Source organism: Mesoterricola silvestris (assembly GCF_030295405.1).
GTDB classification, from domain to species: domain Bacteria; phylum Acidobacteriota; class Holophagae; order Holophagales; family Holophagaceae; genus Mesoterricola; species Mesoterricola silvestris.
In genome coordinates this window covers 4,012,859-4,032,388 of record NZ_AP027080.1, presented here as the reverse complement: position 1 = coordinate 4,032,388, position 19,530 = coordinate 4,012,859, and the positions used below count along the sequence as shown (strand labels likewise).

At 71.8% G+C, this 19,530-nt stretch carries 13 protein-coding genes; 9 read left to right on the top strand and 4 right to left on the bottom strand.

Features of this window, described 5'->3' with window-relative positions; all coding sequences use genetic code 11:
• The first annotated feature begins 40 nt into the window (after positions 1-40).
• A complete protein-coding gene (locus R2J76_RS17295; protein ID WP_316412898.1) occupies positions 41-1,441 on the top strand; it encodes a serine/threonine-protein kinase in 1,401 nt (466 codons plus the stop codon).
• Entirely contained in the window at positions 1,438-2,109 is a 672-nt protein-coding gene (locus R2J76_RS17290) for an OmpA family protein (RefSeq protein ID WP_316412897.1), read from the top strand. Before R2J76_RS17295 ends, R2J76_RS17290 begins: the two co-directional genes overlap by 4 nt.
• On the opposite strand, the gene R2J76_RS17285 is transcribed toward R2J76_RS17290, so the two are convergent.
• Positions 2,103-2,807, bottom strand: a complete 705-nt coding sequence (locus R2J76_RS17285) for a response regulator transcription factor (RefSeq protein ID WP_316412896.1) — start codon at positions 2,805-2,807, stop codon at positions 2,103-2,105. The two genes, R2J76_RS17290 and R2J76_RS17285, sit on opposite strands and share 7 nt — an antisense overlap.
• A gap of 105 nt (positions 2,808-2,912) precedes the next feature.
• Here R2J76_RS17285 and R2J76_RS17280 point away from each other — a divergent pair, with 105 nt between their 5' ends.
• Both R2J76_RS17280 and R2J76_RS17275 read left to right on the top strand, forming a co-directional pair.
• Positions 2,913-3,992 carry an OmpA family protein gene (locus R2J76_RS17280; RefSeq protein WP_316412895.1) on the top strand — a complete coding sequence of 360 codons (1,080 nt, stop codon included), beginning with the start codon at positions 2,913-2,915 and terminating at the stop codon, positions 3,990-3,992.
• Positions 3,993-4,025: 33 nt separating this feature from the next.
• The gene (locus tag R2J76_RS17275; RefSeq protein ID WP_316412894.1) at positions 4,026-4,385 is read left to right on the top strand and encodes a hypothetical protein; all 360 of its coding nucleotides are present in this window, start codon (positions 4,026-4,028) and stop codon (positions 4,383-4,385) included.
• A 153-nt stretch (positions 4,386-4,538) separates the two neighbouring features.
• Here the strand turns inward: R2J76_RS17275 and R2J76_RS17270 are convergent, their stop codons facing one another.
• From R2J76_RS17270 to R2J76_RS17260, 3 genes are all read right to left on the bottom strand, one after another.
• A complete protein-coding gene (locus tag R2J76_RS17270; protein WP_316412893.1) occupies positions 4,539-5,993 on the bottom strand; it encodes a DUF6600 domain-containing protein in 1,455 nt (484 codons plus the stop codon).
• A gap of 108 nt (positions 5,994-6,101) precedes the next feature.
• Positions 6,102-6,758 (bottom strand): hypothetical protein, encoded by a 657-nt coding sequence (locus tag R2J76_RS17265; RefSeq protein WP_316412892.1) that lies wholly within the window; start codon positions 6,756-6,758, stop codon positions 6,102-6,104.
• The gene (locus R2J76_RS17260) at positions 6,734-7,507 is read right to left on the bottom strand and encodes a TatD family hydrolase (RefSeq protein WP_316412891.1); all 774 of its coding nucleotides are present in this window, start codon (positions 7,505-7,507) and stop codon (positions 6,734-6,736) included. The genes R2J76_RS17265 and R2J76_RS17260 overlap by 25 nt, the downstream gene beginning before the upstream one ends.
• Positions 7,508-7,570: 63 nt before the next feature.
• Between R2J76_RS17260 and R2J76_RS17255 the strand changes: the two genes are divergently transcribed.
• From R2J76_RS17255 to R2J76_RS17235, 5 genes are all read left to right on the top strand, one after another.
• Positions 7,571-8,950, top strand: coding sequence for a sigma-54-dependent transcriptional regulator (locus tag R2J76_RS17255; protein WP_316412890.1), 1,380 nt, complete (start codon positions 7,571-7,573; stop codon positions 8,948-8,950).
• A complete protein-coding gene (locus tag R2J76_RS17250; protein ID WP_316412889.1) occupies positions 8,950-9,354 on the top strand; it encodes a helix-turn-helix domain-containing protein in 405 nt (134 codons plus the stop codon). Before R2J76_RS17255 ends, R2J76_RS17250 begins: the two co-directional genes overlap by 1 nt.
• Positions 9,355-9,502: 148 nt before the next feature.
• Positions 9,503-9,949, top strand: coding sequence for a hypothetical protein (locus R2J76_RS17245; RefSeq protein ID WP_316412888.1), 447 nt, complete (start codon positions 9,503-9,505; stop codon positions 9,947-9,949).
• A 159-nt stretch (positions 9,950-10,108) separates the two neighbouring features.
• A complete protein-coding gene (locus tag R2J76_RS17240) occupies positions 10,109-11,935 on the top strand; it encodes an SUMF1/EgtB/PvdO family nonheme iron enzyme (protein WP_316412887.1) in 1,827 nt (608 codons plus the stop codon).
• Positions 11,932-19,485 carry an InlB B-repeat-containing protein gene (locus tag R2J76_RS17235; protein ID WP_316412886.1) on the top strand — a complete coding sequence of 2,518 codons (7,554 nt, stop codon included), beginning with the start codon at positions 11,932-11,934 and terminating at the stop codon, positions 19,483-19,485. The genes R2J76_RS17240 and R2J76_RS17235 overlap by 4 nt, the downstream gene beginning before the upstream one ends.
• Positions 19,486-19,530 lie beyond the last annotated feature (45 nt).

Here is a 19,530-nt window from a genome sequence, read left to right as displayed (position 1 = left end):
GATCATGATACGTGCACCCCGACAGGAGGGAGAGGATCGCGTGGCTACCGACGGCAGGACGGCCCTTCTCGTGGAACGCCTCGCGGACCGGTACGCGTTCCGGACGCTCCTGGGGGAGGGCGGCGCCGGCACGGTCTACGAGGTGGAGAACCTGTCCCTGGGGCGCCTGGAGGCCCTGAAGATCCTCACGAACCCCTTCACGGATCCCGACGGCCAGGAGCGGTTCGCGGTGGAGGCCCGCATCGCGGCCTCCCTGGAGCATCCCCACATCGTGCGCATCCACGCCTTCGGCCAGGACGGCGGCATTCCCTGGTACTCCATGCAGCTGGTGGACGGGCCTTCCCTCGCGGTGATCCTGGACGGGGGCGCCACCCTGGACGGGCCCATGGCGGCCCAGGTGGCCGTGCCGGTGCTGGAGGCCCTGGCCTTCAGCCACGCCCACGGGGTCATCCACCGGGACATCAAGCCCGCCAATATCCTCTTCGACGCCGCGGGCACCCCGTTCCTGGCGGACTTCGGCATCGCCAAGGCGGTGGAGAACCCCATGGACACCCGCACGGGCCACATGCTGGGCACCCCGGCCTACGTGGCCCCCGAACAGGCCCTGGGCGAAGCGGTGGATGCCCGGTCGGACCTGTATTCCCTGGGGGTGACCCTGTACCGGGCCCTGGCCGGTCAGCTCCCCTTCCGGTCCGACCAGGTGCTCCAGACCCTCCTGCTCCGGCTGCAGGAGGACCCGCCCTCCCTGGCCGCCGCGTGCCCGGGCCTCCATCCCGCCCTGGCGGCCGTGATCATGCGCAGCATGGCCCGGGACCGGAACCGGCGGTGGGCCGGCGCGGCGGAGATGCGGGAGGCCTTCCTGGCCGCCTGCGCCGAGGCGGGCATGGCCTGGAACCGGCCCCTGGCCGTGGCCGGGGACTTCCCGCTGCGCCGCCGGTCCCTGCCCGAGGTGGCGCCCACGGCCGATCTGCCCCGGGCCAAGGGCCGTCCCTGGTGGATCCTGGGCCTGGCGGCGGCGGCCGCCGCGGCGGCGCTGATGCCGTTCCTTCGCGCGCCCAAGGCGCCCCCGCGGGCCGAGGCGCCCCGGACGGCCCCCGCGCCCGCGGCGGCGCCGCCGGAGCCTGAACCCCGGCCCAGGGCCCGGCCCGCGGCGGCCGAGGTCCTTCCCCGGCGGCCCGTGACCTACCCGCGGCTCCTGGGCGACGGGCTCGCGCCCGCCCCGGCCGGGGAATGCGCGGGGCTGAGCGTGGGGGCCGCGCTGGTGGTGGGGGAGGACGGCCTCGTGAAGAGCTGCCGGATCCTTTCGGACGTGAAGCCCGCCTGTGCCCAGGCGGCCCGGGCCGTGGCCCTGAAGTACCGGTTCAGCCCCGCCCTGGACGCCCAGGGCCGCCCCGTCGAGGCGTCCGTCGCCATCGCCGTGGATTTCCAGGAGGCACGATGAGAATCCTTTGCGCCCTCGCGCTGGTGCTGTTTTCCCTGGCCTGCGGCAAGCCGCGGGTCCTCCCCGCCGCCGCCATCCAGGTACAGGTGGATTCCTACCCCGCGGGGACCGCCCTGTTCCTGGCGGGGAGGCCCGTGGGCACCGCCCCCCGCACCCTCACCGTGGAATCCCTGGACGCCCTGCTGGAGCTCACCGCCACCTCCGGCGCCGAGCCGGTGGTGGAGAAGCGCATCCGCTTCCTGGCCCTGGACCGGGCCGAAGTGCTCTTCGTGTTCGGCACGGGGAATTCCGCCATGGCCAAGGCCCTGGGGCTGGCGCGCATCCTGGTGTTCGACTACGGCGCGGGCGTGACCTTCGAACTGAACAAGGCCGACCTCAGGGCGGAATTCCTGCCGCTCCTGGACCGGCAGGCCTCGCTCCTCAAGACCCACTTCACGGGCGTGGACGTGCTCATCTGCGGGCACACCGACACCCTGGGCACCCCGGACTTCAACCTGGCCCTGTCCCTGGCCCGGGCCCGTTCCGTGGCCCAGGACCTGGAGGCCCGGGGCGTGTCCCGGGAGCACATGAAGGCCCAGGGCTTCGGCAGCGCCTTCCCGGTGGCCTCCAACCAGACCGAGCAGGACCGCGCCCGGAACCGCCGCACCGAGCTGGTGCTGCCTCAGTAGTCCACCAGGAACGCGTACCCCCTGCCGTTGCGGGCCTTCACCGGAAGCTGCTCCCCGGGGCACAGGCGCCGGACCTTGCTGCGCAGCCGGCTCACCATGGTCTCCATGCGCCGGGAGGCGTAGATGTCGGGGTGCTGGTCCAGGGCCAGGAAGAGATGCTCCCGCTCCACGACTTCGCCGGGGCGCTCCAGGAGGGGGGTGAGGAACCGCAGCTCCAGGTCGGTGAGGTCCACCGCCGCGCCGGCCGGGGACTGGAGGCGCGAGGCGTGGGGCTCCAGGCGCCAGGCCCCGGTTCCCCCCAGGCGCCTGCGGAGGCTGTTGATGGCCGAGGCCAGTTCCCGCAGGTCCACCGGCTTGGCGTAATAGAGGTCCGCGCCGCCGTCCAGGCCGCGGATGCGGTCCTCCAGGTCATGGCGGGCGGTGAGCATGATGATGCCCAGCCGGGGCCGTTCGCGCCGCAGACGGCGGGCGATGGAGAAGCCGTCCTCCCCGGGCAGCCCCACGTCCAGGAGGACGATTTGGGGGTCCCGGGCCTCCAGGGCGGCGTCCAGGGCCCTGCCGTTCTCCACGCCGGCGACCTGGATCCCCAGGCCCTCCAGGCCGGCCACCAGATAATCCCGCATGTGCCGGGAGTCCTCGCAGACCAGCACCTGGAGGCCGGCGGAAGGGGCTTGGGGCTCGGGAACGGTCGGGGGCATCGGACGGTCCAGACTAGCAGAAGGCCGATTGTAGGGAAATGTAAGGAAAAATCCGTTAACTCGGGTGGACAATGGTGGATCGATCACACTCCCTGGAGGCTGACCATGAAATTCATGACTCTCGCAACCGCCCTGGCCCTGGTGGCCGGCCCCCTGTCGGCCCAGGAGGGCCAGAAGTGGTTGGGCATGCAGGCCGGCTATGACTGGCAGGCCAACAGCGAACGCGGCGCCAAGGACAATCCGGCCTTCGGGTTCTCCATGGGCCAGTGGTTCTCGTCCCGCTGGGGCGGGGAAGTGTCGGTGCTGGGCACCCAGCTCAAGAGCAAGGTGGGCGGGTTCACCGCCGACGAGTACCATGCCCATCTTTCCGGGCTCTTCAACCTCGCGCCGGGCGCCACCACCTGGGTGCCCTACCTGCGGGCCGGGGCGGGCTCCACCACCGTGGACACGCCCTTCTCCTTCAGCAACGGCTACACCACGCGCTTCAGCTACCATGCCGGCGCCGGCGTCCAGGGCCATTTCGGCGAGAACTTCCTGCTGGGCCTGGAGGCCCGGGGCGTCCGCATCGAGACCCAGAAGTCCTACACCGAGGTGCTGGGCCTGGTGACCCTGGGCTTCCGCTGGGGGCAGGCCGCCAAGCCCGCGCCGGCGCCCGTGGCCGCCCCCGCCCCCGAACCCGCTCCCGCCCCCAAGGTCGAGCCGCCCCCGCCGCCGCCGCCGGCCCCCGTCGTGGCTCCCCCCCCGCCCCCCGCGCCCGTGGCGCCTCCCCCGCCGCCCCCGCCCCCCGCCAAGATCGTCCTGGATGAGGCCGTGCTGCACTTCGCCAACGGGAAGAGCGATATCTCGCCCGAAGGCACCCAGGCCGTGCGCAAGGTGGCCGAGAGCCTCAAGACGTTCAAGGGCAGCTACACCCTCGTGGTGAGCGGCCACACCAGCTCCGTGGGCAAGGCGGCCTTCAACAAGGCCCTGAGCCTGCGCCGCGCCAACGCGGTGGCCAAGGTCCTCACGGATTCGGGCATTCCCGCGGCCTCCATCCGCACCGAGGGCGCCGGCCCCGACCATCCCATCGCCGACAACGCCACCAAGGCCGGCCAGGCCCGGAACCGGCGCGTGGAGATCGACGTGAAGGCCGAGGGCGCGAATGTGGAGACCCGCAAGGTCGAGACTTCCGTCGCCGGCGAATAGAACCTAAGATTCCAGAACCATCCGGAGGTACCCATGCGCTTGATGATCCTGTTCGCAGCCGCCGCCCTCACCCTCTCCGCCCAGTCCATGGACGAACTGAAGGCGGCCGCCAAGGCCAAGGCCGACCAGAAGGTGGAGGAGACCAAGGCCAAGGCCGACAAGAAGGCCGATGAAAGCAAGGCCAAGGCGGAAGCCAAGGTCGACGCCGCCAAGGCCAAGGCCGACAAGAAGGCCGGGGCCGCCCCCGTGGGCGGCGATTATGCCAAGGCCGCGGTGGCCAAGGGCGATGCCAAGGCCAAGGACGCCACCGCCAAGGGCCACGCCAAGACCAAGAAGGGCGCGACCAAGGGTGAAGCCAAGGCCAAGGAGGCCGCGGAAAAGGTCACCAAGTAGGGTTTCCCGGCAAGGAGCCCAGGACGTCCCCGGCGGTGCCGGGGGGTCCTGGGCTTCTTGCATTGTTCAGGCGGGTTGCCGGGGATGAAGGGCGTTCCCTTGGGGGCGGCGGAAAAGGCGTCCTATTCCTTTTTCTGGGGCGGAGGCTTGGGTTCAGACCTCTGGGGCTCCGAACGGGCCGGGAGCGGGCCGGGGGGGCTCGGGGCGGGGGCGTTCCAGGCGGTTGAAGCCGCCGGGGCCCGACGTCGGGGCGGGGGCCCGGAGGATGGTGCGGCCGGTTTCCCGGGTGTAGACCGCCACCCGGTCCCGGACCACGGAGGGTTCACCCGCCACCCGCTGGAACCGGGCGGGATCCCGGAACTCCCGCCGGTCCACGATGAGGCGGCCCTGGAACCAGGGGCGGGCGCCCCCCTGGGGGGGGCGGTTGAAGACGCCCACCACCCCGGGGTCCCGGTGGAACCAGGGGCGGAGGTTGCGGTCGCTGACGTGGTGGACGTCCACCACGTTCCAGCAGCGCTGGCGGTCCCGCCACCGCACGGGGTGGTTGCGGAAGCCCAGGGGGGCCCAGCCGAACCAGGACCCGGTGCTGTGCCAGGCCACCCAGGCCGGGCTGTAGTTCACGCCGGGGATCCAGTACCAGCCCAGGCCCATGCGCCAGCCCCAGCGGCCGTGGTGGCACGTCACGTAGCCCCAGGGCTCGCTGCTCACCCAGGTCATGCCGCCGCCGTAGGCGCCCCAGTAGCCGTTGGTGTAGGGACTCCAGTCCACGTCCACGGCCGTGGGGGTCCAGCACCAGGATTCGGTCTCGTCCACGTAGACCCACTTGCCGTTGCCGTCCAGGTCGTCGGCGTAGTAGCGGATCTCGGGGGGCACCCGCGAGGCGCTTTCGCTGGGACGGGGCCTCACCAGCGCTTCGGCCCACTGGTCGAAGTCGCCCAGGGCGTAGGTGTTGAAGTCCGACACGCGGTCCAGCAGATCGTTGTTGCCGTAGACCGTGAGGCGCTGGCCCGCGTAGACCTGGGCCTGCCCCTCGGCGTTCACCCAGGTGGCCTGGCCCCCGTGGACCAGGAAGACCGTCTGGTCGCCCCGGGAGCCCCGGGCCACCTGGAAGGTGGCTTCGGGGCGGGAGCCGCCCCGGCTGCCCAGGGATCCGCTGCCCGAGGGGGTGTCCACGCGGATGACGGCATCGCTCTGGGCTCCGCGGCACACCCGCAGCTCGCCCCGTTCCAGCACCAGGAGGACCCGGCGTTCCTGGTCCTGATCCGAGAAGAGGGCCGCCACCCGGAAGCGGGTTCCGGGCCCGAAGGCCACCGCGCTGCCGTCCCCCAGTTGCAGGACGCCACGCCCGCGGCTTTCCACCACATCCCCCTCGGCCACCGGAACCCCCCGGGTGAGGGGCTCGTCCTCCTCGCCCTTGCGGATCGTCACGGAGCCGTCCAGGTACTTCACCTGGGCATAGCGTTCGGGGCTTTCGCCCACTTCGTAGTCCTGCTGGTCCAGTTCGTCCACCATGTCCCCGGGGTCCTGGGGGGCCGTGCGGGGCAGGAGCGGCACGCCGGACAGGATCAGGGCCGGAACGAGAGCTGCGGCGAAACGGGTGCGTAACATGGCGCGCCTCCAGGTGGATTTCGGATTGGATGCGATTTCCCTGCCAAGGTTGACCCCCGGGTCTTGGAAAGGTTTAGGGGGGGCCGCCTCCCCTGGGAAAAAAGGGGCTCAACCCTTCGGGAAGGGCAGGAGGGCCGTGCCGGAGGGGCGGTTGGCGGGGTTCTCCCGGCCCAGTTGGAGGAGCTGGGGGAGCAGGGCCATCCAGGGCACCGACCAGCACTCGGCGGAACCGGATTCCGGCCCCTGGCGGAGTTCCAGGCGGTCGGGATGGAAGACGAGTTGGAAGGCCCGGCCCCCGGGCAGGGGCAGGTAGATGATGTGGGCGGTGGCGGGGTGGATGAGGGTGATCACCCGCTCATCGTCCGACAGGATCCACAGGAGCCCCTCCAGGGCCGGGCGGAAGTCCAGGTCCTTCACGGGCAGGGCCCCGATGCCCTGGGTGAGCAGGGAGCGCCCGGAAAACCGCATCAGGCCGGGGGATTCCACCCGGATGCCCCCGTCCCGCCACACCTGGAGGGGCCGGCCCGGCAATCCGGTGCGCAGGAGGATCATGCCCCGGCCGTCCGTGACCCGGAGGGTGCCGTCGGCGGTGATGCGGGCCTGGATGGGCGCGCCGGCGGGGATGGGCTCCACCCGGGGCGGGGCGGGCAGGGGGCCGCAGTCCCCGGCCTTCCAGGGCACGGCGGCCGCGGCGTCCCAGGGGAGCTTGCCGGGGGTCTGGGCGCACAGCGCCAGGGCGCTCAGGAAGAAGGGGACCAGCCGCACAGGGCCTCCAGGTTGCCGGTGGTGAGCTCGGCCAGGCGCTGGGGGCTGAGCCCCCGCAAGGCCGCCACCTGGGCGGCCACATGGGTGACGTAGGCCGGTTCGTTGGCCTTGCCCCGGAAGGGCACCGGCGCCAGGTAGGGGGCGTCGGTCTCCACCAGGATGCGGTCCGGGGGCGCCCAGGCCGCCACGCCCCGGATGGCCTGGGCGTTCTTGAAGGTGACGATGCCCGAGAAGCTCAGGTGGAAGCCCAGGTCCAGGGCCTCCCGGGCGAAGGCCAGGTCCTCGCTGAAGCAGTGGATGACCCCGCGGCGGGCCCCCTCCTCCCGGAGGATTCGCAGGGTGGCTTCGGGGGCCTCCCGGGTGTGGATCATGAGCGGCTTGCCCAGCTTTTCCGCCAGGCGGATCTGGGCCCGGAAAACCGCCTCCTGGGCGTCCCGGGGGCTCAGGTCGTAGTGCCAGTCCAGGCCCGTCTCCCCCACGAAAAGCACCGCGGGGTCCGCCAGCAGGGCCTCCAGGGCCTCCCCGGTGGAGGCGTCCCAGGTGCGGGCGTCGTGGGGGTGGACCCCCAGGGAGGCCCGCACCTGGGGGGTCCGGCGCGCCAGGGCCAGCACCCCCCGGGAGTCCTCCAGGGTGCAGCCCACGGCCACCAGGCCGTCCACGCCCGCGGCCCGGGCCCGGTCCAGCACGGCCTCCAGCCGATCCTCTCCCAGGTGGCCTCCCGTGAGGTGGCAGTGGGAATCCACGAGCATATTGATCTCTCCAGCCTCCATGTTGCCATGCCCGGGGGGGGAAAGACCGGATACGCTCTATTCATGCGCCCCCTCACCACCATCCTCATCGTGGACGACGAGCCCGGGATCCGCCGTTCGCTGGGGGAATCCCTGGCCGAGGAAGGCTACTCCATCCTCAAGGCCGAGCGGGGGGAGCAGGCCCTGGATCTCATCTCCCAGGCCGACGGGGAAGGCATCCACCTGATGCTGCTGGATGTGTGGCTCCCCGGCATGGACGGGCTGGAGACCCTCAAGCAGGCCAAGGCCGTCCGGGCCGACCTGCCGGTGATCATGATCTCCGGCCACGGCAACATCGACACCGCCATGCAGGCCACGAAGCTGGGCGCCTTCGATTTCCTGGAAAAGCCCGTGGACCTGGACCGGCTCCTGCTGGTGGTGGCCAACGCCCTCAAGCAGCGCAGCCTGGAGGCCGAGAACCTGCGGCTCCACCAGGAGGTGGACCAGGACCGGTTCTTCATGGCGGACAGCCCCGCCATGCGCCGGCTCCTGTCCGACGTGGAGCTGGTGGCCCCCACCGAGGGCCGGGTGCTGCTCATGGGCGAGAACGGCAGCGGCAAGGAGGAGGTGGCCCGGCTCCTCCACGACCGCAGCCCCCGGGCCCACGCCCCCTTCGTGGAAGTGAACTGCGCGGCCATTCCCGAGGAACTCATCGAATCCGAGCTCTTCGGCCACGTGAAGGGCGCCTTCACCGGCGCCGTGCGGGACCAGAAGGGCAAGTTCAAGGAGGCCCACCTGGGCACCCTCTTCCTGGACGAAGTGGGCGACATGTCCCTCAAGACCCAGGCCAAGGTGCTCCGCGCCCTCCAGGAGGGCCGCATCGAGCCCGTGGGCGGCGGCGGGGCCGTGAGCGTGGACGTGCGCATCATCGCCGCCACCAACAAGGACCTGCCCGAGGAGATCAAGGCCGGGCGCTTCCGGGAGGACCTGTACTTCCGCCTCGCCGTGGTGCCGCTGCGGGTGCCGCCCCTGCGGGAGCGCTTCGAGGAACTGATCCCCCTGGCCGAGGCCTTCATCCAGCGCATCGCCCGCAAGTACGGGCGCCCGCCCCGGCGCCTTTCCGCCGACGCCCGGGAGACGCTCCTGCGCCACGACTGGCCCGGCAATGTGCGCGAACTGCGCAACCTCATGGAACGGGCCGTCATCCTGGGCCGGGGCGCCGAGATCACCACCCGGGACCTGGGGGCCCTGGCGGTGCGCCACCTCACCGAGCCCGACCCCTTCTCCTTCCCCGAATTCCCCAGCCTCAAGGATGCCCGCGAGTGGTTCGAGGGCGCCTACATCCAGCGGGAACTCAAGCTCCAGAACGGCAACATGACGCGCGTGGCCGAACGGCTCGGCCTGGACCGCTCCAATCTCTACAAGCGCCTGAAGGCCCTGGGCATCGAGGCGAGAGAGCCCTGATGGAACGGGTCTGGATGAAGATCGGCGAAGCCGCCCGCAGGATCGGAGTGAGTCCCAAGGACCTCCGGTACTGGGAGATGATCATCCCCGAGATCCAGCCCCGGCGCAGCCGCGGCAACCTGCGCTACTACCACGTGGACGAACTGGACCGCCTCCAGCGCATCCACGGCTGGCTCCAGGAGGGCCTCACCGTCAGCGACTGCCGGGAACTCCTCCTCACCGGCCAGCTGGCCCGGGGCCTGGACCTGGGCCTGGACGAGCCCGCCGCGGCGCCCCCCCCGTCCCCCAGGCCCCCGCGGAAACCCCACGTCCAGACCGCGCCCCGGGCCCCGGAACTGGCGAAAGTGCGCGCCGCCCTCAAGCGGCTCCTGACCCAATTGTCCGTTAATGATTCGGAAATATGAGTCTAAGTATTGACTATAAAGGCCTTCATGTTCCATAAGTAAAGAACACTAGACGGTTTTCCTTCATCCCCTGCCTTGGTTTGTCGAAAATCAGGGAAGGGGCCGAACGCCCCTCTGGGGGATGAGGGGTATGGATCGAGCGGCCTGCTTGACGGCGGTTCTGTGTGCGTTTGTGTGCCTTCCGGCCCGGGCCGAGGGCCGGGACTGGCGCTTTGGCGTCCAGGGGAGCCTCGGCGCGGCCTCGGGCGACCTCAAGGACACCACCCGCGGCAACCCCTCCCTGGACCTGGGCGGCTTCGCCCAGCGCCCGGTCCGGGAGGACGACCAGGTGCGGTTCCGGCTGGACGGCCTGTTCTTCTCCGCCGCCCACCGCACCGGAACCGGTTCCACCGCCGGCGTGGCCTGGACCCGCCGGCTGGACACCCGGGTCCAGGGCTGGTCCCTGGGCGCCGAATACCTGTTCGGGCACCCCTTCGGCCTGGCCCGGCTCAGGGCCGGGGGCGGGGTCGCCGCCGTGCGCTGGACCGTGGATTCCACCAGCACCCTGGACATCCCGGGCGCGGGCACCGTGGTGGAGGCCAGCCGCCCCGCCTAGACCCGCCTGGGGCTGACCCTCGGCGCCGACTACGCACTGACGCCCCGCCTCCACGCCCAGGCCCGCATACTCACCTGCCCCTACGGGTGGGAAGGCGAACGCGTGAACCTGTGGCACCTGGGCCTGGCCTGGACCTTCTGACCCCCACCTGGAGCCGACGTGAACCCTCTTCGCATGACCTTGTGCGCGCTCGCCCTGTGGGCCCTGGCCGGGTGCGGCGGACAGAAATCCAACGGCGCCGACGCCCCGGGCGTCAATGCCGCCATCACCATCACCCCCGGCCCGGCCCGGGTCACCGTGGGCGGCACGCTGGCCTTTTCGGCCCAGCTCAGCCTGGGCGGCGGCTTCCGCTGGACCGTGGTGCCCGCGGGCCTGGGCACCTTCTCGGCCGACGGGGTCTTCACCTCCACGGCCCCCGGCACGGGCGTGGTGGTGGCCACCTGGGACCGGGACACCCGGTACGTGGGGACCACCCCCCTCCAGACCCTGCCGGTGCCGGATTCCACCATCACCTCCCCCGCCGTGGCCGACGTCGCCGCCCCGGCGCTCACGGCCTCCGTGCCGGACCAGCCCGGAAGCAGCTACGCGTGGACGCTGCAGGGCGGCACCATCACCGCCGGCGAAGGCACCCGGCAGATCACCTTCGTGCCCCTGGCTCCGGGCCAGATCGTCGTGAGCTGCACCGTCACCAACGCGCTCCAGGTGTCCACGGACCACACCTGGCCCATCCAGGTGGTCGCCGCCCCCGCCATCACCCGCTTCACGGGGCTTCCGGTCCTGGTGCGCCCCGGCGCCTCCACCGCCCTCTACGCCAGCTTCCGGGGCACCCGCGGCGTGGTGGAACCGGGACATCTGCCCATCACCGACGGGGGCAGCATCCCCGTGAGCCCGCTCCAGACCACGGATTTCACCCTCACGGTGTTCAACGAGGCCGGGGCCAGCGTCACGGCCCAGGCCACGGTGCTGGTGGGGGATCCCTGCCCGCCCCAGGACCCCGCGCCGGGCACCCTCTGGCTGGATCCCGCCACGGGCCTGCAGATGGTCTACTGCCCCCCGGGCACCTTCTCCATGGGCGCCTCCGCCGATGACGCCGACGCCCAGGACAATGAGCGCCCCGCCCATGCGGTGGCGTTCGCCCAGGGGTTCTGGCTCTCCCGCACCAAGGTCACCCAGGCCCAGTGGCAGGCCATCATGGGCGACAACCCGTCCTTCTTCCAGGATGGGGCCGCCTGCAGCCGGTTCGGCGCCAGCCCCACCCGCCCCGTGGAACAGGTCTCCTGGCAGGACGCCCAGGAGTACCTGGGCCGGCTCAACGACCGCCTTGGGTGGAGCCTCTACCGGCTGCCCTCCGAGGCGGAATGGGAGTACGCCTGCCGGGCCGGCACCACCACCCGGTTCCCCTGGGGGGATGAAGCCTCGGGCGCCCAGGCCGCGCCCCTGGCCTGGTTCGACGCCAACGCCGCCCTGGTGGCGTGGCCCGTGGCCACCCTAACGCCCAACGCCTGGAACCTTTCGGACATGGCCGGCGACGCCATGGAATGGGTGGCGGACAGCTACCAGCCCGAATACCTGGGCGCCCCCGCCGGGGGCCAGGCGGTGCTGGGCCTCGCCACCCCTTCCCGCACGCTGCGGGGCAGTTCCTGGAACGACGGCCTCCGCCACCTGCGCTCCTCGGCGCGGTTCACCCGGGTCCAGACGGAGCGGCTGCGCACCGTGGGGTTCCGGGTCGCGCGGCCCCTGTGCGCGGCCCCGGTCATCTGGGACCTGCAGGCCTCCCCGGCCTCCCTCCCCGCGGGCGGCGGGAAGGTGACCCTGACCTGGCGGGTGGACGGCGCCGACCGCGTCCGGTTCGACCAGGGCCTGGGGGACGTGACCGCGATCCGGACCCTCACGGTCCAGGTGTCCGCCAGCACCGGGTTCGCCCTGGCCGCCGAAAACAGCGGCGGCTGGGCCATGGCGACCGTCAACGTGGAGGTGGCCCGATGAACCTGCGCACCCTGCTCCTGGGTTCCCTCCTGGCCCTCCCGGTCCTGGGCGCCACCTGGCCCGCCCCCGGGGCCTGGCCGAACTACGCCTCCGCCCCCGCGGGCCAGAAGCCCGTGGCCTGGCCCGCCTCCGGCGCCTGGCGCACCTACACCAGCAAAGGGTCCTCGCTCACCGACCCCGCCACCGCCGACCCCAGCAACGGCGGCACCTCGCCCCAGAGCTACGTGAACGTCAGCTCCGGCGCCCCGGACAAGTCCCAGCCCAGCGTCTTCTGGTACTACGACGGGGCCAGCCAGGTGGTCTTCTACCGCTTCCGCCTGGCCGCCCAGCCCAACACCTACGCCACGGGCCCCAGCGCGGGCAGCGCCAGCACCACCGACCCCTGGAAATCCGCCCTGTGGTCCGTGCTCATCGACATCAACGGCGACGGCTTCCGGGATTTCGCCGTGCAGCTCAACGGCTCCTCCGGAGGGCCCGGAACCCCCGTGGACCGGGTCTCCGTCATCTACAGCCCCACCCTCAGCCAGTCCCTGGACTACGCCACGGCGGGCACGGGCATCTACCTGGTGAACCAGTTCGCCTCGGCCTTCGTGGCCTCCGACGGCGGCGGACCCATCCAGAATTTCCACGGCACCAACAGCCCCGATTCCACCTGGCCCAACGGCAGCGCGGAGACGGTCTGGGACTACGGCATGACCCGCAGCTCCCTGGTGCCGGGTTCCACCTCCGAGTACTACCTGGACTTCCAGGTGCCCCTGGCCATGCTGGACGCCACCGCCGTGGGCGGGCCCAAGGTCACCCCGTCCACCCCCATGGCCTTCGTCTTCGCCACCTCCAACAGCCTCAACAATCCGTTCCAGAAGGACGTGGTCACCTCCGGGGACTACGTCTACCTGGCCGATCCCACCCAGCCCGCCCCCTTCGGCGATTCCATCTCCCTGGGGGGCGGGGCGGCCGCGCCCCAGCCCGTGGTGCAGTCCGTGGGCGTCGGCGGCTGCGGCCCCGCGACCCTCACCGCCTCGGTGACCGGCGCCATCACCTGCGCCAGCGGCGCCTGCGCCACCAGCATCACGTCGGTCCAGTTCTATTCCTATGCCGACGCCAACGGCGACGGCCTGGCCAATGACGGCAACCCCTGGGTTCCCGTGGGCACCGCCACCACCGCCAACAGCCCCATCGGCACCTGGACCGCCACCTGGGACACCACGACGCTCCCCCAGGGCCGCTACCTGGTGGGCGTCAAGGCCACCGACGCCTCCGGCAACAGCACCTTCAGCTGGTTCACGGCCGGGGACGCCTCGGGCCAGGACTTCGCCAATCCCGCCTCCCCCGGGCCCCTCACCGCGCTCTTCACCAACACCTGCGGCGCGCCGCCCCCCTACGCCACCCTCTCCAGCTCCGCCACGGGCCCCGTCACCGCGGGCGCCCCCGTCGTCTTCACCGTCACCGTCACCAACACCTCCGCCGCCGCCCTCACCGTCACCGGCATCACGGACGCCCTGCCCGCGGGGTTCGCCTACGTTTCCACCGGCGGCGGGAGCCTGGGCGCTCCGGCGACCTCGCCTTCCGGGGGGGCCTCGGGCCTCCTTTCCTGGACCTTCGCGGCCGCTCCGGTGCCGGCGGGGGGAACCCGCGCCTTCAGTTTCACCGCCACGGCCCCCGCGGCCTCGGGCACCTATTCCGACGGGGCCACCGTCCTGGCTTCCACCGGGAGTCTGGTGACGGGCCTCGCCCAGGTGTCGGTGGGCGCGCCGGCCCTCGCCCTGCAGAAGACCGCCTCCGTCACCGCCGCCCTGCCGGGGGACACGGTGACCTACACCCTGGCCTACGCCAATCCCTCGCCCGTCAACGTCACGGGCGCGGTGCTCGCGGACGTGCTGCCCACGGGCCTGACCTTCGTGTCCGCCTCGGGCGGGGGCGTCTATGCCTCCGGCACCCGCACCGTCACCTGGAATCTGGGCGCCGTCCCCGCCGGGGAAGGCCCGGACGCGGTGACGCTGGTGACGACGGTGGATTCGCCCTTCCCCTCCGGCGCCGCCATCCCCCTCACCAGCACCGCGACGCTCACGTCGGTGGAAGCCTCGCCCGCCACGGCCGCGGCCAGCGTCTTCGTCACGGCCTCGCGCCCCGTGCTCTCCGTGCAGGTATCGACCTCCCCGGCCACGGTCCCGGCCAATTCCACCGTGACCTTCACCCTTTCCTACGCCAATACGGGCAACGCCACGGCCACGGGCCTGGTGCTCACGAACCCCATCCCTGCGGGCCTCTCCTTCGTGTCGGCCAGCGACGGCGGCACCGGCGGCGGAGGCACCGTCACCTGGAACCTGCCCGACCTGGCCGCCAACGCCACCGGCTCCGTGACCGTGACCCTCGCCATCCCCTCGGGCTACGCGGGCGCCAACCCCCTCACCGACACGGCCTCCCTGGCCGCCAGCGGCGTGGCCCCGGTGTCCAACAATTTCCTCCTGGGCGTGAACCAGACGGGGAGCGTCTGCAACAACTACTACTTCCAGACCACCGTTGGCAACGTGGGCTTCGACGGCAGCCAGTACCTGACCTCCACCGTCTCCCCCGTGGCCTCGGACACCGGCCTCGCCGTGAAGCGCACCGTCTCCACCACCGCCTACGACCCCGCCCTCAACCTGGGCTTCTACGCGCCGGCCACCTCCAGCGACATCTCCCTCACCGGCACCCTCACCACCAACTTCTGGGTGGATCGCGCCAACGGGAACACCGTGTACGTGCGGGCCAGCGTCCTGGACTACAACGAGAGCACCGGCGCCCGCGCCTCCCTTTCCACCCCCACGGTCTTCACCCTCACGGGCGCCTCCAAGGGCCAGCTCACCTTCAATGTGCCGCTGTCCGGGACCCTCCAGAAGGGACACCGGTTCCTGTGGCTCTTCGAATTCGCGGAAAAGACCGCCGGCAAGACCGACGACATCTACCTGCAGTTCGGCGGCACCGCGCCCAACCCCATCAGCGGCGGCACGGTGCTGGCCGTGTCCAACGGGTACTTCTGCTACACCGCTCCGGCCAACCTGGTCATCGACAATCAGGTGAACCTGCTCACCGCCAACCCCGGAACCGCGCTCCAGTACACGATCCTCTTCTCCAACACCGGCCAGACCTCGGCCACCTCCGCCCAGGTGGTGGAGACCCTTCCCGCGGGCGTCACCTTCACCAGCGCGACCCTGAACGGCGCGGGCGCCACCCCGGTCTCGGTTTCGGGCCAGGTGTACACCTTCGCCGTGAATTCCACGGGCCAGGCCGCGGGGACCGTGGCCGGAAGCGGCACGGGCTCCCTCGTCGTGAACGCCGCCGTGAACAGCCCCCTGGCCGCGGGCATCACCTCCCTGGTGAACACCGCCAGCCTCTCCAGCCTCCAGACCCTGGCCACGTCGGATTCCACCACCACCACGGTCCTCCGTCCCGCCGTGACCGTCGCGGCCTCCGCCGACAAGGCCCTGGCGGGCCCCGGCGAGATCGTCACCTACACGCTCACCGCCCTCAACGGCGGCACCGGCGCGGCCTCGGGCGTGACCCTGACCGATGTGCTGCCCGTGCAGTCCTATTACACCTACCTGGCCGGGAGCACCACGGTCAACGGCGCCGCCGCCGCGGATTCCGTCTCGGGGGGGACCCTTTCCCTCAACCTGGGAGCCCTGGCCGCGGGCGCCTCCGCCCAGGTGGCCTTCCAGATGAAGGCCGGCGCCTCCGGGACCTTCCCTGCGACGCAGACCGTCCTGGGCAACGCGGCCACGGTGTCCGATGCCCAGACGGCCGGATCCCGCTCCAGCAACACGGTGAACGTCACCCTCAATCCCCTGCCCAATCTGCGACTGGCCAAGGCCTTCGTTCCGGCGGGCCCCTGGGCCCCCGGGGATGCCGTCGCATGCACCCTGACGGTCACCAACGACGGCGGCGCCGACGCCACCGGCGTCCAGGTCGCCGACGCCGTGCCCGCCAGCACCGGCTTCGTCCCCGGCTCCCTCGCGTTCGCGGGCGCCCCCCAGACCGACGCCTCCGGGGACGATGCGGCCTGGTTCGATGCCACGGGCAACCGCGCCGTCTTCACCGTGGGCACCCTCGCGCCCGGCACCAGCCTGACCCTCGGCTACACCTTCCGCATCCCGAAGCCCATGCCCGCGGGCAGCACCCCCCTGTCCGGAACCGGCACCGCCACCGCCTCCAACACCGCCACCAAGACCGCGTCCGCCACGGGCACCGTCAGCGCCCAGGCCACCCTCGGCGTCGTGAAGGAGGGTCCCGCCACCTCGCCCTACCCGGGCGCCGTGGCCACGGCCGGCGCCAGCGGGACCCCCACCCTCCAGGTGGACGACGCCTCGCCCTTCATCGTGAACCAGTACGTGCGCGTCGGGGGGCAGACCACCCGCATCACCGCCATCTCGGGGTCCACCCTGAACGTGAACCCCGCGGTGAACGTCGCCTCCGGCGACCCCGTGATCGGAAGCCTCACCTACACCCTGCGCTACGCCAATTCCGGGACCTCCGACGCCGCCTCGGCCACCCTGGTGGACACGCTGCCGGCGGGGGCGCTGTACGTGGCCTCCACCGGGGGCACGTACAGCGCCGTTCCCGGAACCGTGACCTGGAACCTGGGCACCCTGGCTGCGGAAGCCGCCAGCTCGGCCCAGGTGACGATCTTCCCCGCCGCCGTGGGCAATGCCACCGACACCGCGGGCCTCGCGGCCACCTCGGCCGCCACGGCCACCTCCTCCTTTACCACCGGCGTGGGGGGCCTGCGCCTGGGCCTCCGCACCACGACCCCCACGGTGATCCTCACCGGAAGCGACACCGCCACCTACGTCATCACGGTGGAGAACACCGGGGCTTCCACGGCCACGGGCGTGCAGGTGCTGGACACCCTCCCCTCCGGATTCACCTACCTGTCCACCACCGGCGTCGCCGGGGCCGTGCCCGCCACCTCCCCGGTGCCGGGGGACCAGGCTCCCGCCTGGGCCGGGTTCTCCATCGCCCCCGGGGCGACCGTGACGATCACGTTCCGCGCGGCCATCGCCGCGGGCCTGGGGGCCCAGACCTACCAGGACGAGGTTTCCGCCACCACCACCAGCGGCACCCCCGTGAGCGTCTTCGATCCCCTGCTCACCACCGCCGAGGACGTGACCCTCCTGGCCGCGGGCACCTATTTCACCCTCGACGCCAGCGCCGCCGGCGGCGGGAGCATCGCGCCCAGCGGGAGCCAGGCCGTGGCCCAGGGCGCGGACGCCACCTTCACCTTCACCCCCGTGGCGGGCTACCACCTGGCGGACGTCACCGTGGACGGATCCTCCGCGGGGACCCCCGCCACCTACACCTTCCCGGCCGTCGCCGCGAACCACACGATCCTCGCCACCTTCGCCCCCGATGCCTATACCCTCGCCTACACCGCGGGCGCCCACGGCACCCTCGCGGGCACCACGCCCCAGACCGTGACCCTGGGCGGCAGCGGCACCCCGGTCACCGCCGTCCCGGATGCCGGCTATCAGTTCATCCAGTGGAGCGACGGCCTGCTCACCGCCACCCGCACGGATGGCTCCGTGGCCGCCAACCTGTCCGTCACCGCATCCTTCGCCGCGAACACCTTCACCCTGGCCTACACCGCCGGCGCCCACGGCACCCTCACGGGAACCACGCCCCAGACCGTGACCCTGGGCGGCACCGGCACCCCGGTCACCGCCGTCCCGGATGCCGGCTACCACTTCACCCAGTGGAGCGACGGCCTGCTCACCGCCAGCCGCACGGATGGTTCCGTGGCGGCCAGCCTTTCGGTCACCGCAACCTTCGCCGCGAACACCTTCACCCTGGCCTACACCGCCGGCGCCCACGGCACCCTCACGGGAACCACGCCCCAGACCGTGGCCCTGGGTGGAACCGGCACCCCGGTCACCGCCGTCCCGGATGCCGGCTACCACTTCACCCAGTGGAGCGACGGCCTGCTCACCGCCACCCGCACGGATGGCTCCGTGGCCGCCAACCTGTCCGTCACCGCATCCTTTGCCGCGAACACCTTCACCCTGGCCTACACCGCCGGCGCCCACGGCACCCTCACGGGCACCACGCCCCAGACCGTGGCCCTGGGCGGCACCGGCACCCCGGTCACCGCCGTCCCGGACGCCGGCTACCACTTCACCCAGTGGAGCGACGGCCTGCTCACCGCCAGCCGCACGGATGGCTCTGTGGCCGCCAACCTGTCCGTCACCGCAACCTTCGCCGCGAACACCTTCACCCTGGCCTACACCGCCGGCGCCCACGGCACCCTCACGGGCACCACGCCCCAGTCCGTGACCCTGGGCGGCACCGGCACCCTGGTCACCGCCGTCCCGGATGCCGGCTACCACTTCACCCAGTGGAGCGACGGCCTGCTCACCGCCAGCCGCACGGATGGCTCTGTGGCCGCCAATCTTTCGGTCACCGCCGCCTTCGCCCCGAATACCTTCATGCTGGCCTACACCGCCGGCGCCCATGGCACCCTCACGGGCACCACGCCCCAGACCGTGGCCCTGGGCGGCACCGGCACCCCGGTCACCGCCGTCCCGGATGCCAGCTATCACTTCACCCAGTGGAGCGACGGCCTGCTCACCGCCAGCCGTACCGATGGTTCCGTGGCGGCCGCCCTGTCGGTCACCGCAACCTTCGCTCCCGACACCTTCACCCTGGCCTACACCGCGGGCACCCACGGCACCCTCACGGGCACCACGCCCCAGACCGTGGCCCTGGGCGGCAGCGGCACCCCGGTCACCGCTCTCCCGGACACCGGCTACCACTTCACCCAGTGGAGCGACGGCCTGCTTACCGCCAGCCGCACGGATGGCTCCGTGGCCGCGAACCTCGCGGTGACGGCGCAGTTCGATACGGACCTCCTGTCGGTCCATTCCACCTCCTCGGGCCCCGGGACGGTGTCCCCGGCCGGGACGCAGGTCTTCGCCTACGGAACCGACGCCACCTTCACCTTCATCCCCGGCGCGGGCAAGCGGGTCGGGAACGTCCTGGTGGATGGGGTCGCCCTGGGTCCGATCCCCTCGTACACCTTCTCCCGCCTCACCTCCAACCACGTGGTTTCCGCCGTTTTCGACGACGGGGGACGCTTCACGGTCCTGGGCGTCTCGGGCCCGGAAGGCTCCGTGGGGCCCGCGGTGACCTTCGCCAACCCCGGGGAGTGCGTCACCGTCTACGTGACGCCCGGGCGCGGCTTCAAGGTGGAGGATGTCCAGCTGGACGGGGTCTCCCTGGGGGCGGTGGACACCTATCCGGTGTCGAACCTGGCCGCGGATCACCGGGTGACCGCCACCTTCTCCCCGGAGACCTTCACCCTCGACGCCGTGGCCACCGGGAACGGCCAGATCCTGCCCGCCTCCCCCCAGACCGTCCCCTACGGCCAGGACCAGGTCTTCCACTTCCTGCCCGGTGCGGGGCAGGGGGTGGTGGACGTCCTCCTGGACGGGAGGTCCCTGGGTCCCATGACGGACTACACCCTCCGCAGCTGCCAGGCCAATCACCACCTCCAGGTGATCTTCTCCGGCAATCCTTGAAACGGGCATAAAAGTCGAGGGCGGACTTGGGGGTCCGCCCTCATT